Consider the following 16,040-nt stretch of genomic DNA (forward strand, 5'->3'; position numbering starts at 1 on the left):
CTCCCCCCGCCCGCGATAGCGTGGATCATCCGGGGCGAGGAGGGCGTGGTGGATGAGTGCGGAGCGGCGGGCGCTGTGCCTCGGCGTCGGAGCGTTCTCCGAGGACGGGGATGACGAGCCCGATCTGGATGCGTGGCAACCCTTGCCGTTCGCAGCCGATCGCGTCCAGGCAGTGCGGACAGCGTTGGCGGAGCACGGCTACCGCTGCGTTCAGGTGGATGCCAATGGATTGACGGCCGCGGAGCTCGGCGGGCGTGTTCAGGCCGCGATTCGTTCTGCCGGATCGCGCGATGTGCTGGTCGTGCACGTGTTGAGTCACGGCCACCTCGCTTCGAGCGGCGTGTACGCGATCGGAGCGGACGGGGCGCACGATCCGGCCAGCAGCGTCGAGACCTGGCTCAGCGCGGTAGAGGACTTCCCCGACCGGCCGTTCACCCTGTTCCTGCTCGACCTCTGCCACTCCGGCTCCGCCACACGGTTGCCGCGGCATCCTGAGGTCACCAGCCCCGACGAGCGCCGCGCCTGGGTCATCGCCGCAGCCGGTGCGAGCGAGCCCGCCTACGACGGCCGCTTCTCCACTGCGGTCACCAACGTCCTGGCCGCGATCCGCAGCGGTGGGCTCGACATCCACGCCAGCCTCGAACACGTTCCGCTCGGCACCGTGATCACCAGCATCCGCCGCGAGGTCGACCGCCTCACCGGCGACGGCTACGGCCAACGCGTCACCGCGACCCCGTTCGACGGCGAATACCCAGAACTGCCGTTCTTCCCCAACCCCGCCTTCCACGACGATCCACTCCGCCGCGCCATCTCCCGCCTCGACACCGCCGTGGTGCCGTTCGTCGACGTCCGGCTCGACGCCGCCCACTTCCAAGATCGCGCCTCCGGCCGAGGACCGCTGCGCGACAGGATCCGCGTCGGCTGCTTCACCGGCAGAGCCGAGGAGCTGTCCCAGCTGTCGCAGTGGCTCTCCGGCGACAGCGGGCTCTGCGTCGTCACCGGCTCACCCGGCACCGGGAAGTCCGCGTTGCTCGGAATCCTCGTCTGCGCCGCGCATCCGCAGCTCCGAGAGTCCACTGCGGGCCTTTGGCGGCACGTCGAGGGCCGACCGCCTCGCACCGAGAACCTGATCGCCGTGCACGCCCGCCAGTGCAGCGTCGGCGAGCTCACCGCGTCGCTGGCCCGGCAGCTCGGAATCGCCGAGACATCCGATCCGCAGAAGCTTCTCGACGCGATCGGCGACGCTCGCCCGGTGATCGTCGTCGACGCGCTCGACGAGGCCATCGCACCGGAGGCTGTCCTCAGGGACGTGCTGATGGTGCTGCGCCCGGCTTGCCGCTTGCTGCTCGCGATGCGCCCGTGGGACGAGTTCTCCGTGCCGCGCTCCTCCGCGGACGTGCTCATCGACCTCGACGCCGTTCCCCCGAAACGAGTTCGCACGGAACTCACCCAGTACGTCGCCGAACTCCTTGAGTTCAGCAACATCCCCTACCCGTCGATCAGGACCCTGTTCTCCGAAAGCGTCGGCGCCGCACTCGCCGAGGAAGACGGGCCGTGGGGCGGGTTCCTCCTCGCGGGCATGATCACCCACCACGCCCTGAAGACCGCGATGCCCGCGACCCCGGCCGGCGCTGATGCCTGGCTGAAGGCCACTCTCCCGCTGACCCTGCCCGACCTGTTTGCCGCCGAGATCGCCCCCGAACGCGTCGGCCCGTGGGGACGCCCCGTCCTCATCGCCGTCGCCCACGCCCACGGCGCCGGAATGCCCTCCGACGTCATCCGTCGCCTCGCCACAGTGTTCGCAGGTTCCGAACCCACGGCCCACGACGTCCGCGACGCCCTCCGCCGGGCCCGCTTTTACCTGCGCACCAAGCCCGACAGCGACGGCACCACCCTCTACCGCTTGTTCCACCAGTCCCTCGTCGACCACCTCCGCACCGGCGACCACAGCGCCCTGCTCGACCACCTCGTCGAGTCCCGGCGTTGGCACCAGGCAACGCCTTACGTCCTCCGGCACGCACTCCAGCACGCCGCCGACGCGGGCCGCGCCGATGAGCTCCTTGAGGACCCCGAGTTCCTCGTCCACGCCGATCCCCACTGGATCGACCTCGACCACGCCCGGTCCGGCCGCGCCCGCCGCCTCGCGATGGTGTACCGCAACTCCCAAGACCAGCACTTCGACGCAGATTCCGTTTCACGACGCCAAATCCTCGCCGTCGACGCCGCCCGCTTCCAGGACAGCGAGCTGAGCCGGGAGTTCGCCACGACCTGGAAGCCCCTGTGGGCCACGGGAAACCACACCAACCCGGCGATCCGAGCCGTACTCGCCGTCGAGCCCGAATGTCAGATCTACGAGATCGACTGCGCGATCGTCGACGGTCTGCCGCTCGCTGTCGCTGTCTGTTCGGATCAGTCCGTCCGCGCGTGGAACCTCGCGACCACCGAGCAGATCGGCATCGAAGGGCTCGCTGCCGGCCGGCCTCACGTGAGGTGCACGACACTGCACGGCCGGCCGGTCGCAGTGATCTCCAGCGGGCACGACACGCTTGAGGTTCGGGAGCTTCCGTCACTGCGACGACTTCGGCACCACCACGTGGACAGCAGCTCCCAGGGACCGACGGATGTCCTCGGTCTGAGCTGCGTCGTGCGAGACGGCCGCACCATCGGCGCGCTGGCCACGAAGAACGCGGTCCGGACGTGGGACCTGGACACCGGCGCCCCGTTCGGGCCCCTGATCGAGAGCGAGCATGCGCTTCTCGCCGCCACCATCGGAATGCGGGACGAGCGACTGATCGTGATCACCGTGGACTCCGGCGAAGGGATCACGGTCTGGGACGCCACGACCGCGGAACCGACGCCCGCTCCAAGCGCCATGTCCGGCCCTGCCAGAAGACTGTCCTCGACGTCCGCGGTTGCCATCGCCGACGTCGGCGGCCGATCGGTGATCATGGCGGGCAGCCCCGACGGAAACGTCAGGATGCACAGCCTGGAGACCGGTGAGCTGGTCGGCGAACTCGTCGATGCCCACGTCTACCCGGTGGACCAGATCCACTGCATGACCTACGAGGGACGAGTTCTTGCCGTCGTCGTGCGACACTTCGACACGCTCCAGGTGTGGGACGTGGTCGAGCGGACCCCTGTCGGCAGGCGGACGCTGTCCGACTCGTCGCTGGAGACGTATCGGGTGAGCAGCACCACCATCGCCGACCGGCCGACGATCGTCGTCGGCCGAGGACGGTGGATCCAGCTCTGGGATGTCGCCACTCATCTCGTCGCACCGGAACAGGAGGGGCATGTCTTCGGCATCCTCCGCATCGCCTGCGTCGAAGCGCCGTCCGGAATGCTCGCCCTGACAAGCGATGGGACCACCCTGCGCGTCCGGGCGCTGGCCTCGGGTGAATCCGTCCGGCGACCGATCGATGTCGACCTGTTCCGGGCTGATTTCGTCGCGACCGCCCTCGACGGGCATCCCGTTGCGATGACCCTCGCCGAAGAAACCAGCCTGTCCCCGCGTCCCCGGTTGACGCGCTGGGACCTGACCCGCGACAGCGCGGGGCACCCCCTGCCGGAGAAGCCCGGGGGACCACACCTCCTCGCTTCCTCGGGGGAGCGGCCGATGGCGCTCACCCGGGTCGGAGGCCGGCCGCTCATGATCACTGCCGAGACGGAGGTCGGCGGGAACGCCGGTGACGTGCTCCGGGTATGGGACCTCGCGGCTGAGCGGAGAGTCGCCAGCCTGCGTCACTTCTCCGCGAACCAGCTGGAAGCGTGCGCCTGCTTCTCGATCGGCGATCTGCCTGTTGTCGCGACGGTGGACAAGAGCGGGTTCGTCCGGATCTGGGACATCCACAACTTGACACCGGTGGGTGAAGGCTTCTCCAGCGGCGCTCCGACCGGCATCTGGCCCCGGATCATGGGCATCGACCTGGCGGGGCGACCGGCGGTCGTGGTCGTCTCACCCCTGCGTCGCGAGAGAATCGAGCTGAGGGACGCGCTGATCGGTGAAGTGCTGGCCACACCTCTGCCGGACCTGTCTGCGACAGTTCTGGCCTGCTGCGGCCAAGTACTCGTGGCAAGCACTGTCGATGGCAGGGCAGAGCGTCCGGTGACCTCCTTGTGGCTGTGGGACCTGGTCGACGAGTGCGTGCTCGACGAGATTCCGCTGCCAGGACTGGTTCAGGCCGCCCAGCTGCTGCCGGACGGGCGCCTGCTCGTGGGTGTCAACAGTGACCTGGTTGTGTTGCAGCGTAAGGAGAAGTGGTGACGCGCTTTCTGGGCGTGCACGGGATCGGCAACCACAGGCCGGGCCTCGAACCGGATGCGGCGGCGGAGAACCTGGCTCAACGGTGGGAGAAGGCGCTGCGGCGCGGACTTCCCGAGGAAGCCGTGATCGACATGCGGGTTGCCTACTACGCCCACCACCTTGCGCGGGGCATCGCTCAGGGACCGGAAAGCCTTGATGCGCAAGAACAACAGCTGCTGCTGGACTGGGCGCGCCATCTCGGAGCGCCGGAGGACGTTGCGCAAGGGCGGCTGACGGCACCGGCGCGCAGAGCGGCGGATTGGATCGCGAGGAAGTTCGGGCTGGACAGCGGGCTCGTGCGGATCATGGTGAGCGTGTTCTGCCGTGAGGTGAGGACGTACTTCGAAGACACAGCAAGGAGATCAGCGGCACGGGACGAAGTGGCCAACCGAATCGCCGAGCACCGGCCGAACGTGGTGATCGCGCATTCGCTGGGCTCGGTCCTGGCCTACGAAGCACTGTGGAGCCGACAAGAGTCCACAGTGGACATGCTGATCACCCTCGGCTCGCCGCTCGGCTTGCCGGATGTGATCTTCGAGAAGCTGGAGCCCCTGCCGGACAAGGGGAAGGGGCGACGGCCGCCGAACGTCGAGCGGTGGATCAACATCGCGGACCCCGGCGACATCGTGGCCATCCCACGCGGCCTGGCGAGCCGTTTCGACGGAATAGCAGCGGACCTGGAGACGTCGATCAACGTGTTCGACTTCCACAAGGTCAGCAACTACCTGGCGTGCTCCACGACCTCGGCGGCCGTCGCGGGTTTCTCCCAGACGGACACGTGACTGGTGCTCTCGCCGGTGAAGGGCTTGCGCGTCCAGTCCTGCCACCGCTCGCGCAGCCGTAGTCCGGCGAGCTGGGCCATGAGGTCGAGCTCGGCGGGCCACACGTAGCGGAAGGGAATGGAGCGGAGCTCACCACCGGCCCGAACGTAGTTGGAACTCATGGCCTGCGTGGCGAAGTCGTAGACGTCGTACGCCCAGCCGGTCGCGCTCACGTGGAACGGGAACACGTTCTGGCCGGGTGGCAGGCTGCGCAGCGAAGGGACGCAGACCTCGACAACGAAGCAGCCGCCGGGTTCGAGGTGAGCCGCGACGTTGCGGAAGCAGTCCACCTGAGCGGACTGCGTCGTGAGGTTCATGATCGTGTTGTAGACCAGGTAAGCCACCGAGAAGGTCCCGGCCACGCGGGTCGCGGAGAAGTCGCCGATCGTCACGTCGATCGCGTCACCGCCGGACTTGGCCCGCAATCGAGACACCATGGCTCGTGACAACTCGATGCCGTGCACCGGGATTCCGCGCTGCGCCAAGGGCAAAGCGATCCGGCCGGTGCCGATGCCGAGTTCCAGTGCGCGCCCGTCACCGGCGAGCGCGGCCAGGAAGTCGACGGCCGGGTTCACCGCGCCCGGCTCGAACATCTCCGCCGACGACTCGTCATAGCCCGCGGCGACGCTTTCCCCGAAGTAGCCGTCCTCCACAGCGTTACCGTATCCCCGCGGGCGAGCGGAGCGCGAACGATTTGACTCAGGACGGCCGGTCGAACCGGTAGATGTAGTGCAGCGCCTCGTCGATCGGGTTCTCCGGTTCGAGATCCGCCTCGGCGATGCGCGTCGCCCCGGCCTTCTCCAACGCGCGCCATGACGCGATGTTGGCCGCCACCACCGGAATGATGATGGCGGTGGCGCGCGGGAAATCGGCCCACGTCCGCTCGACGGCCCACCGGATGATCCGTGAGCCGACGCCGCGGCCGACCTGACCGAGATCGCCGATGAGGTAGTCGAGGGTGACCGCCTCGTCGGGCACGGGCACGACCGCGGACAGCTCGTCGAAGTCCTCCTGGTAGTCGGCGATCCGCGAACGCTGCATCAGGGCGACGGGTTCGCCGTCGACGGAGACCAGCCAGTCCTCCCCGGGCTCCTCACCGCGCGCGGAGGGACCGAAGTCGCGCTCGACGGCTTCGGGGGTGAACTCGTGGTACCACCAGCGGTGCACGTGCGGCGCGGCGAGCCAGCGCGCCACGAGCGGGAAGTCGTCGGAGCCGAGCCTGCGCCATGTGATCACGTCTGGTCCTTGAGCTGTTGTCGGCAGTAGCGCGCCTGGCACGTGCGCCCGCCGCACGAGCAGTTCGATCGCACACGTAGCGACCCTCGGGTCAGAAGCTGAAGGCCCGGATCAGCCCCGCGCCCTTGGCTGTCGACTCCTTGAAGAACTCCGCCAGCTGCCGGTAGTTCTCCACGAGGTAGTCGCGATCATCCGCCCCCCACAGGTGCCGCTGCGGGTAGACCTCCTGCTCGCTCATCTTCTTCGGGTCGAAGAACTCGGCCAGCTTGTCCGCGGGCATCTCGGCGAAGGCCTCCGCCGCGTACGCGACCTGATCGGGGTCCCACCCGAAGAGCGTCGCCTCCTCGTCGAGCGCTTCGCCGTCCTCGTAGATGTCCACGAGCACCTCGGCCTCGTCCAGCAGGAACTGGATCCCGGCCCAGGCCTTGTCGAGGTAGCACGACGCGGCGTCCTCGTCCTCGGCCAGCTCTTCGGCCAGCTCCGGATCCTCGAGCGCCTGGTCCAACTGCTTCGGGGTCACGCGGACGAACGACAGCACCATTCCCATGGACGAACCCTACAACCGCAGAAAGCACGAAACCGGCCGCACCGTGGGGCACAGCCGGTTTCGCGGGAACGAGCGTCAGATCTTCATGCCGTGCTCGATGGCCTCGATGATCCGCGGCCGCAGCTCGGCGGCGCTGATGATCGCGTCGACGGAGCCGACCTCGACCGCGCGCTGGATGCTGTGCACCCGGTCGAACTCCGACGCCACCTCGCCGAGCTTCTCCGCGCGGACCGAGGACTGGGCCTCGGCCAGCTGCGCGGTGAGCGCGGCCCGCTCGGCACCGCTGGCCGCCGACACGCGGGCCTGCAGCTCGGTGACCCTCGGGTCGGTGGCGGTGCGGTTGTTCACCTCACCGGAGAACACCACGGCCGCCGCCGGGGCGCCGCCGAGCACGGAGGCGAAGGAGCCCTCCAGCGCCAGCACCGTCATGTTCGGGTTGAGCGCCTTGGAGAAGACCACGAACGCACCGCCGTGGTAGCGCGAGATCACGCAGAACACGATCGGCCCGTCGAAGTTGACGATCGCCCGGCCGATCTCCGCGCCGTACTCCAGCTGGAGCTTGCGCATCGACTCCGGCGAGCCGTCGAACCCGGACAGGTTCGCCAGCACCACCAGCGGCCGGTTGCCGGACGCCGCGTTGATCGCCCGGGCGGTCTTCTTCGACGACTGCGGGAACAGCGTGCCCGCGGTGTAGGTGTCCGGACCGTCGGTGGGCGGGAAACCGCGGCGCGGCACGGACTTCGACTCGATGCCGATCAGGCAGACCGGCCAGCCGCCGATGTGCACGTCCTGCACCGCGGAGGTGTCGGCGTCGGCCATGCCGGCCCAGCGCTCCAGCACCGGGTGGTCCTGGTCGGACAGCGCGCGCATCACCGTGCGGATGTCGAAGGGCTTCTTGCGGTCGGGGTTGTGCTCGGCCGAGAAGATCTGGCCGACCGTGGTGAAGTCGCTGCCGACGATCGCGTGCGGGTAGTCGGAGACGTCGCGGGTGACCGGGTCGTTCGTCTCGGCCTTGCGCGGCGCCGCCTCGCCGGGGACGACGTAGGTGTGGTCGTAGTGCGACATCAGCACGTCGCGGGCACCCGCCAGGTTCGGCGCCCAGTACTGCGCCTGGCCGTTGGGGCCCATCACCCGGTCGTAGCCGCCGATGCCGAAGTTGTCCTCGGCCGAGACACCACCGGAGAAGTCCAGCGACTGCTTGCCGGTGAGCACCATGGCCGAATCCGGCGTCATCACCAGGATTCCCTTGGTGTGCATGAGCATCGTGGCTTCGGCGTTCCAGTACGGCTGGGCGCCGACGGTGATGCCCGCGACCACGATGTTGATCTCGCCGCCGTCCTGGGTGAACGTGACGATCCGCTTGAGCGCGGCCGCCACCCAGTCCATGTTCTCGGTGCCCGAGGTCATCGAGATCCGGGCACCCGCCGAGAGCGCGAACCACTCCAGCGGCACCTGCATCCGCTCGGCCAGGTCGAGCGCGGCGATGATCCGCGCGCACTCCGGCTCCGACAGCGCGCCGAGCGCCTTCGTCGGGTCGCCGAGCAGCACCACGCGGGTCACGCCCTCGGGGTGCCGCTCGGTCGGGGTGGTGACGACACCCGCGACGATCGCGGCGGTGTTCTTGCCCTTCGGGCGGTCCACGGGGACGAGCACGCTGTGCTCGTCGAGGTCGTGCTCGACGAAGCTGCCGTTGGGGCCCGCGAGCATGTCGGTCAGCTCGTACGGGTAGACGTTGCCGCGACGCGCCGCGCGCAACACCTTCTGGCGGTAGTCGTCCAGCGGCCGCACCGGCTCAGTCGGCGGCTCCCCCACGTGCAGGGTGGCGCCGTTGCCCGGGTCGAGCGTGACGCGTGCGGCGACCTCGGTCAGCTCACCGGTGGAGGTGCGCCTGCGGGCGATGAACTGCAGCTCCTCCAGTCCGGCGCCGGCCGTGGTCGGCAGGATGCGCTGCACCAGCGTGTCCAGCTCGTCGGTGGTCAGCTCGGTCGCCGGCCAGACGTACATCATGATCCGGTTGGTGTCGAAGCGCTTGTTCTGCGGGCGCTGCGCCTGGATGTTGCGGATCGCGTCGAGGCCGGCGTTGATCGCGTCCTCCACCGCGGGCAGCGCGACCAGGCGGCCGTCGGTCTCGCGCAGCGGCGTCAGGTCGCGGACCTGGCCGAGCGCGAACAGCCGCTCGTCGGCCGGGTTGCTCTTGGCCACCGCCTTGAAGAGGTAGATCTCCTCGTCGGAGGACGGCAGGCGGGTGAGGTCGAACTCGCGCAACCGCTCCAGCTGCAGGCGCTGCGCGATCTGCGGGTGCAGACCGCGGATGAGGCGGTCCTCCTCGCCCTTGCGCTGGAAGGTGAAGTGGTGGTGCATCACCGCGCCGCTGGTGCCCGCGACGGTCGCGGTGATCCGGCGGACGCCCACCGGCAGCGAGTGCTCGGCGAGCATCTCCCCGAGCCGCACCGCCATCGCGTCGGCGTCCGGCTGGTCCTCCCACGTCAGGTAGAGGTCGGCGACCAGGCCGTCCTCCGGAACGTCGGCCGCGAAGGCGCCGACCGCGCCGATGGCGTCGGACAGGGCGGCGATGTCCACGGCGGTGGTGACCACGCGCGTGACCCGGTCGGAGGTCGTGTGCTCGGCGGTGACGAAGCGGCAGCCCGCGGCATCGAGCGCGATCACCTCGGACAGGCCGCGGTTGCCGTAGTAGCGCCGGGTCACCACTTCGAGCAGCGGCGCCTGGTCGCAGCCCGCGCGCCCGATCCGCTGGCCGATGAGGCGCACCAGCGGTTCGGCGCTGGCCACCATCGCCTGGATGCGGTCGGCGCGGTCCGGCGCGTCCGGGTTGCGGTCGAGGTAGCGCAGGTCGTTGCGCACGGCGGCGTAGACCTTGGCGCGGGCGCGGCGCAGCAGCGGCTGGGCGTACCAGCGGAACACCACACCGCGGGCCAGGTCGGAGACCGCGGGGAAGCGCACCTGCGTGGCCTGCACCAGGTGCTCCAGCGTCAGGCCGACGCGCTCGCGCAGCGGCTCGACGGGCGGCGATCCCGCCAGCCACTGCCGCAGCAGCTCGGAGACGACCGCGACATCGGTCGACATCCGTTGGTGCGCAAGGAAAATCCGGAAGACCGCGGCTTCCAGCTCCGGCGTGCGGTCCAGGTCGGCGACGCCGTAGTGGCCGAGCACGCGCTTGAGCTTGTCCTGGAAGCCCTCCGGCAGCCCGGCGCGCTCGACGTCGAGGCTCTGCAGGTAGCTGTGCAGGTACTCGCGCGGGCTGTGCACGGGGCTGCCCGGCTCGACCTCCAGCTCGTTGTTCGGCTTGTTCCGGCTCAGCTCCAGCAGATCGGCGAAGACCGTGAACAGCTCCAGCTCGCCCGGCGTCGGACGACCGTCCAGCTCCGAGCGCGCGGCGATGTAGTCGGTGAGGACGCGCTTGCGGTCCTGCGGGTCGCCGTCGAAGCCCAGCAACAGGTTGCGCAGGTCCTGCAGGCCGCGCTCGACGCGCTCGGCCGCGGGCAGCTCCGGCTGCTCGGGCAGGTCGATCTCGACCGTCTCGCCCGTGCCCTCGGCCTCCTCGGCCGCGGCACCGTCGGCGAGCGGCTCCAACCGCATCAGCGGAGCGCCGGTCTCGACCTGGCTGCCCACCGACACGGGGCACTCGCGGACCCTGGCGCGGAACGGCGCGCGCAGCACCGTCTCCATCTTCATGCTCTCCAGCACGAGGATCGGCGCGTCCGCGTCCACCTCGTCGCCGACCGACAGCGGCGTGGCCACCACCAGCGCGGGCGCGGGAGAACGGACGACGCCGCCCTCGTCACGGCTGATCCGGTGCGTCACACCGTCGACCTCGACCAGGTGGATCGGCCCGTGCGTCGCGGAGACCAGCCGGAAGCGACGGCCGTTGACCACGATCTGGCCGCTGTGCGCGTCGAAGCGGTTGATCTCGACGTCGGCCGGGTGCGGGTCACCGCCGCCGGAGATGCCGACGCGGAAGCGCTGCTGGCCGACGCGGGCGACGCTGACCCGGTAGCCGACGCCGCGGAGCTTGAGGTCCAGTGGGCGGCCGCTCTCGTGCTGCACCTGCGGGCGGCCGCCGTGCGCGGTGGACAGCAGCCGGTTGCGGCTGACCTCCTCCTCGTCCTGGTAGGCCTCGATCGCGGCGGCGGCGAGGGCCACCGCGGAGTGCCGGTGGGTGACCAGGCGGCCCTCGGCGCGCACGCGGTCGATCCAGCCGGTGTCCGCGCTGGCGTCGATCACCTCGGGCTGGTCGAGCAGGTCGAGCACGAAGCTCTTGTTGGTCGCGCCGCCCTCGATGATCACCGTGGTCTCGGCCATGGCGCGGCGCAGCCTGCCCAGGGCCTCGTCGCGGTCGCGGCCGTAGGCGATGATCTTGGCGATCATCGAGTCGAAGTCGGCGGGGATGGTGTCGCCCTCGCTGACGCCGGTGTCCACCCGGATGCCGGGGCCCGCGGGCAGGACCAGCCGCGTGATGCGGCCGGGCGAGGGCGCGAAGTCGCGGTCCGGGTCCTCGGCGTTGAGCCGGGCCTCGACCGCGTGGCCGATCTCCTCCGGCTGCCTGCCTTCGAGCTTGCCGCCGCCCGCCACGTGCAGCTGCAGCTTGACCAGGTCGGTGCCCGTGGTGATCTCGGTGATCGGGTGCTCGACCTGCAGGCGGGTGTTGACCTCCAGGAAGGCGAACAGCTTCTCGCCCGGGTGGTAGAGGAACTCCACGGTGCACGCGCCGCGGTAGCCCACCGCGACGGCCAGCCGCTCGGCGGAGGCCTTCAGCTCGGCGGTCTGCTCCGGCCCCAGCACCGGGGAGGCCGACTCCTCGATGATCTTCTGGTTGCGCCGCTGCACCGAGCAGTCGCGCACGCCCAGCGCCCACGCGGTGCCCTGGCCGTCGGCGATCACCTGGACCTCGACGTGCCGGGCGCCGGTGACCAGGCGCTCCAGGAAGACGATGCCGGAACCGAAGGCGCGCAAGGCTTCCTGGCTGGTGCGCTCGTAGGCCTCCGCCAGGTCCTCGCCCGAGGTGACCTTGCGGATACCGCGCCCGCCACCGCCCGCGGTGGCCTTGAGCATCAGCGGGTAGCCGATCTCGGCGCCCGCGCGCAGCGCGTCCTCCAGGGTGGCCACCTCGCCGCGGCTCCACGGCGCGACCGGGACGCCGACCTCCTCGGCGATCAGCTTCGCGCCGATCTTGTCGCCGAGCTTGCGCATGGCCTCCGCGCTCGGCCCGACGAAGGTGACGCCGATCTTCTCGCACAACTCGGCGAAGGCCGGGTCCTCGGCGACGAAGCCCCAGCCGACCCACGCGGCGTCGGCCTCGGTCTCCACCAGCGCCCGCTCCAGGACCGCGAGGTCGAGGTAGGGGCGGGCCGAAGCGGGGCCGAGCGAGTAGGTGACGTCGGCCTCGCGCACGAAAGTCGCGTTGCGGTCGGCGTCGGTGTAGAGCGCTACCGTCTCGATTCGCGTTCCGGTCTCGGCCGAAAGATCCCGGACGGCGTGAATGAGCCGCATCGCGGCCTCTCCACGGTTGACGATGGCGACACGTCTGAACACCGGCTGAGCCTCCCAAGTACCAGCAAGCAGAAGGCGACGTCCGGGTTCCGGAGCGCCGCCTGCACCTGAGCTACACCCTGCTTGATTACCGCCGGGTACACCTATGTCCTGCATGGCGCATGCCGGAGCCGCTGCGTTGTGGGCCATCTACAAAAAAGACCCGGATGATGCCGCACGGCCGTCGTTTCACGCATGGTCTACCACAATCCGTTCTCGCACCGTACGCGGCATCGGCGACTACGAGCCGAAGGACTGGGGAATCGACCAGGGCTCACGGGTGAACGGCCCGCCGGTAGCGGTCGGACAACCGCCGCACCAGCTCGACCAGCTCCGGCGGCTCGGTGACGGTGAAGTTCAGGTCCAGCAGCCCGAGGTGCACGGCGAGACTGTGCAGGCTGTCCGAGCCGGTGTGCAGCTCGCAGGTGTCCGCGTCGAGGGCGCGCACGGTGCCCACCGCTGGGTTGATCTTCGCGGCGACGACCTCGGCGGCGGCGTGCACGGTGACCTTCGCCGTGTGCCGCCACGCCGCGCTGGAGACGCCCCGGCGCACGCGGTCGGCCACGTCCTCCGGCAGCTCGCGCGGGGCGAACCGGGCGCCGGTCGCGAACGGCTCGGTGAGGCGGTCCACCCGGAAGGTCCGCCAGTCCTCGCGCTTGGCGTCCCACCCGACGAGGTACCACCGGCGCCCCCAGTTCACCAGCTGGTAGGGCTCGACGAGGCGGGCGCTCGCCTCTCCGCCGTGGCCCTGGTAGCGGAAGCGCAGCCGTTCGCGGTCCCGGCACGCGGCGGTCAGGGTCACCAGGATCTCGGAGTCCACGCGCGGCCCGGGCTCGTCCCTCGGCACGGCGACCGTGTAGTCCTGCAACGCGCTCACGCGGCGCCGCAGCCTGGATGGCAGCACCTGTTCCACCTTGGCGAGGGCGCGCAGCGCCGTCTCCTCGACTCCTGCGATCGTCCCGCCCGCGGCCGTGCGCAGGCCGATGGTCACCGCGACCGCTTCTTCGTCGTCGAGCAGCAAGGGCGGCAGCTGCGCGCCCGCGCCGAGCCGGTACCCGCCCGCAGAGCCCCGCGTCGCGTTGACCGGATAGCCGAGCGCGCGCAGGCGTTCCACGTCGTTGCGCACGGTCCTGGTGCTGACCTCCAATCGGTCGGCCAGCTCCGTTCCGGACCACTCGCGGGGCGCCTGCAGGAGGGAGAGCAGACGCAGCAGTCGTGCCGAGGTCTCCAACATTTTTCCAGTCTGGCAGCCCATTAGGAACTGAACGTTCCTAATAGGGGCCTAGTGTTCTCCTCATGACCGAGATCAAGCCCTTCCGCTCCGAGATCCCCCAGTCCGCCCTCGACGACCTGGCCGACCGCCTCGCCCGGGTCCGCTGGGCGGAGGAACTGCCTCGCGAGGAGGTCACCGACGGTGTGCAGCGCGGCCCCGTCGCGCCCGGCTGGGAGTACGGCGTCCCCGGCGAGTACGTGCAGCGGCTCGTCCGGTACTGGCGCGACGGGTACGACTGGCGGCAGTGGGAGGGCGCGTTGAACGCCCACCCGCAGTTCACCACCGAGATCGACGGGCAGAACATCCACTTCCTGCACGTGCGCTCGGAGCGGCCCGACGCCACCCCGCTGATCCTCACCCACGGCTGGCCGAACTCCGTGTTCGAGTACCTCGACGTGATCGAGCCGCTCCGGCAGGACTTCCACCTGGTGATCCCGTCGCTGCCCGGCTTCGGCTTCTCCGGGCCGACGCGGGAGCGCGGGTGGAACCGCCACCGCACCGCGCGGGCGTGGGCCGAGCTGATGCGGCGGCTGGGCTACTCGCGCTACGGCGCGCACGGCAACGACGCCGGCTCCTTCGTCACGCCCGAGCTGGGCCGGATCGACCCCGAGCACGTGATCGGCGTGCACGTCACGCAGCTGTTCTCCTTCCCCGACGGCAACCTGGAGGGCCTGTCGGAGAAGGAGCTGGAGTACGTGCGGTTCCTCGGGCAGTTCAACGACAACATGTCCGGCTACGCCAAGCTCCAGCAGACCGCGCCGCAGAACCTCGCGCACGCGCTGGCCGACTCGCCCACCGGTCAGCTCGCGTGGAGCGCCCAGCTGCTCGCGTCGACCAGCGACGACCACGTGCTCACCAACGCCACCCTGTACTGGCTCACCAACACCTCGGCGTCCTCGGCCCGGTTCTACTACGAGGACCACCACGCCGAACACCCCCCGGAGCCGACCACCGCGCCCACCGGCCTGGCGAGCTTCGCCCACGACTTCACGCCCCTGCGCCGGTTCGCCGAGCGCGACCACAGCAACATCGTGTCCTGGAACGAGTACGACCGCGGCGGGCACTGGGCCACCCAGGACGCGCCGGACCTGCTGGTCGAGGACGTCCGCGCGTTCTTCGGGAAGCTGGCATGACCCCGGTGCTCGGCCGCCGCGCGCTCAACCGCGCGACCCTGGAGCGGCAGATGTTGTTGCAGCGCAAGCAGATCTCCGTCACCGCGGCGATCGAGCACCTGGTCGGCATGCAGGCCCAGACCCCGCACACGTGGTACCTCGGGCTCTGGTCGCGGCTGGCCGGCTTCCAGCCTCCGGACGCCTCGGCGCTGCTGGAGGACGGCTCGCTCGTGCGGATCGTGCTGATGCGCGGCACCATCCACCTCGTCACGCCTTCCGACGCGGCAGCGCTCCGGCCCCTGGTCCAGCCCTTGCTCGATCGCGACCTCACCACGAACACCCTGCACAGCAAACCGTTGGCAGGCTTGAATCTTTCCGAGTTGGCCGAAGCGGGCCGCTCGCTGCTCGCGTCCTCACCCATGACCGCGAAACAGCTCGGCGCCGCGTTGGCATCCCAATTCCCTTCCAGTTCCCCCAGTTCCCTCGCGTACGCCATCCGCAACCTGCTTCCCCTCGTGCAGGTTCCCCCGCGCGGCCTGTGGGGGCGGAGCGGTCCCATCGCGCACAGCGTGCTGTCCGCGTCCGGCACGATGTCCTTGTCGCAGATGGTTCTGCGGTACCTCGGCGCGTTCGGCCCGGCATCGGTGATGGATGTGCAGAAGTGGTGCGGTCTGACACGGCTCAACGAGGTCATCGACTCGCTTCGCCCTGAGTTGCTGGTGTTCCAGGACTCGTCCGGCCGGGAGCTCTTCGACCTGCCCTCGGCTCCGCGTCCGTCGCCCGAAACCCCTGCGCCAGTCCGGTTTCTGTACGACTTCGACAATGTGCTGCTGTCGCACGCGGATCGGAGCCGGGTGTTGACGGAGGACTTCTACCGCCAGGAACGGCCACGTCGGAACTACGCACCGCAGGTGGTGCTGGTGGACGGGTTCAGCGCCGCGGAGTGGGACTTGGCGGACGGGGTGTTGAGTATTCGGCCTTACGGGGAGGTGGACTGGGATGCTGTTGAGGCGGAAGGGCTTTTGATGCCTGGGGTGGAGTCGGTTCGTCGCGTGCCTTGAGGTTTGGGGTTCCGGCGTGGGGTGACTGGTTCCAGTGGGGTGTGGCTGGTTCCGGCGAGGGCTGGCTGGTTCCAGCGGGGGTCGGCTGGTTCCAGCGTGGTTGGCTGGTTCCAGCGGGGGTCGGCTGGTTCCAGCGTGGA

At 69.9% G+C, this 16,040-nt stretch carries 9 protein-coding genes; 4 read left to right on the forward strand and 5 right to left on the reverse strand.

The window, feature by feature from the left end:
• Positions 1–52 precede the first annotated feature (52 nt).
• Together BLT28_RS15515 and BLT28_RS15520 are read left to right on the forward strand one after the other, a co-directional pair.
• Complete coding sequence (locus BLT28_RS15515) at positions 53–4,264, forward strand: NACHT and WD repeat domain-containing protein (RefSeq protein WP_030431327.1); 4,212 nt, start codon at positions 53–55, stop codon at positions 4,262–4,264.
• The gene (locus BLT28_RS15520; RefSeq protein ID WP_030431328.1) at positions 4,261–5,085 is read left to right on the forward strand and encodes a hypothetical protein; all 825 of its coding nucleotides are present in this window, start codon (positions 4,261–4,263) and stop codon (positions 5,083–5,085) included. Before BLT28_RS15515 ends, BLT28_RS15520 begins: the two co-directional genes overlap by 4 nt.
• Here the strand turns inward: BLT28_RS15520 and BLT28_RS15525 are convergent.
• The 5 genes from BLT28_RS15525 to BLT28_RS15545 all read right to left on the reverse strand — a co-directional run bounded on the left by BLT28_RS15525 (position 5,025) and on the right by BLT28_RS15545 (position 13,688).
• Complete coding sequence (locus BLT28_RS15525) at positions 5,025–5,777, reverse strand: class I SAM-dependent DNA methyltransferase (RefSeq protein WP_030431329.1); 753 nt, start codon at positions 5,775–5,777, stop codon at positions 5,025–5,027. The two genes, BLT28_RS15520 and BLT28_RS15525, sit on opposite strands and share 61 nt — an antisense overlap.
• A 46-nt stretch (positions 5,778–5,823) precedes the next feature.
• A complete protein-coding gene (locus BLT28_RS15530; RefSeq protein WP_030431330.1) occupies positions 5,824–6,360 on the reverse strand; it encodes a GNAT family N-acetyltransferase in 537 nt (178 codons plus the stop codon).
• 91 nt (positions 6,361–6,451) lie between these two features.
• A complete protein-coding gene (locus BLT28_RS15535) occupies positions 6,452–6,907 on the reverse strand; it encodes a DUF1877 family protein (RefSeq protein WP_043812764.1) in 456 nt (151 codons plus the stop codon).
• 75 nt (positions 6,908–6,982) lie between these two features.
• Positions 6,983–12,457 carry an ATP-binding protein gene (locus tag BLT28_RS15540; protein WP_030431332.1) on the reverse strand — a complete coding sequence of 1,825 codons (5,475 nt, stop codon included), beginning with the start codon at positions 12,455–12,457 and terminating at the stop codon, positions 6,983–6,985.
• Between the two features lie 271 nt (positions 12,458–12,728).
• Positions 12,729–13,688: a helix-turn-helix transcriptional regulator gene (locus tag BLT28_RS15545; protein ID WP_030431333.1), complete on the reverse strand. Its 960-nt coding sequence runs from the start codon at positions 13,686–13,688 to the stop codon at positions 12,729–12,731.
• 62 nt (positions 13,689–13,750) lie between these two features.
• Between BLT28_RS15545 and BLT28_RS15550 the strand changes: the two genes are divergently transcribed.
• Both BLT28_RS15550 and BLT28_RS15555 read left to right on the forward strand, forming a co-directional pair.
• Positions 13,751–14,860 (forward strand): epoxide hydrolase family protein, encoded by a 1,110-nt coding sequence (locus tag BLT28_RS15550; protein WP_030431334.1) that lies wholly within the window; start codon positions 13,751–13,753, stop codon positions 14,858–14,860.
• A complete protein-coding gene (locus BLT28_RS15555) occupies positions 14,857–15,900 on the forward strand; it encodes a winged helix DNA-binding domain-containing protein (RefSeq protein WP_043812771.1) in 1,044 nt (347 codons plus the stop codon). The genes BLT28_RS15550 and BLT28_RS15555 overlap by 4 nt, the downstream gene beginning before the upstream one ends.
• Positions 15,901–16,040 lie beyond the last annotated feature (140 nt).

The sequence above is a fragment of the Allokutzneria albata genome (assembly GCF_900103775.1).
GTDB classification, from domain to species: domain Bacteria; phylum Actinomycetota; class Actinomycetes; order Mycobacteriales; family Pseudonocardiaceae; genus Allokutzneria; species Allokutzneria albata.

Excerpts from the sequence above, each read along its gene's own strand:
- BLT28_RS15535 (WP_043812764.1), bottom strand. The coding sequence starts at position 6,907 with ATGGGAATGGTGCTGTCGTTCGTCCGCGTGACCCCGAAGCAGTTGGAC.
- BLT28_RS15515 (WP_030431327.1), top strand. The coding sequence starts at position 53 with ATGAGTGCGGAGCGGCGGGCGCTGTGCCTCGGCGTCGGAGCGTTCTCC.
- BLT28_RS15545 (WP_030431333.1), bottom strand. The coding sequence starts at position 13,688 with ATGTTGGAGACCTCGGCACGACTGCTGCGTCTGCTCTCCCTCCTGCAG.
- BLT28_RS15555 (WP_043812771.1), top strand. The coding sequence starts at position 14,857 with ATGACCCCGGTGCTCGGCCGCCGCGCGCTCAACCGCGCGACCCTGGAG.
- BLT28_RS15550 (WP_030431334.1), top strand. The coding sequence starts at position 13,751 with ATGACCGAGATCAAGCCCTTCCGCTCCGAGATCCCCCAGTCCGCCCTC.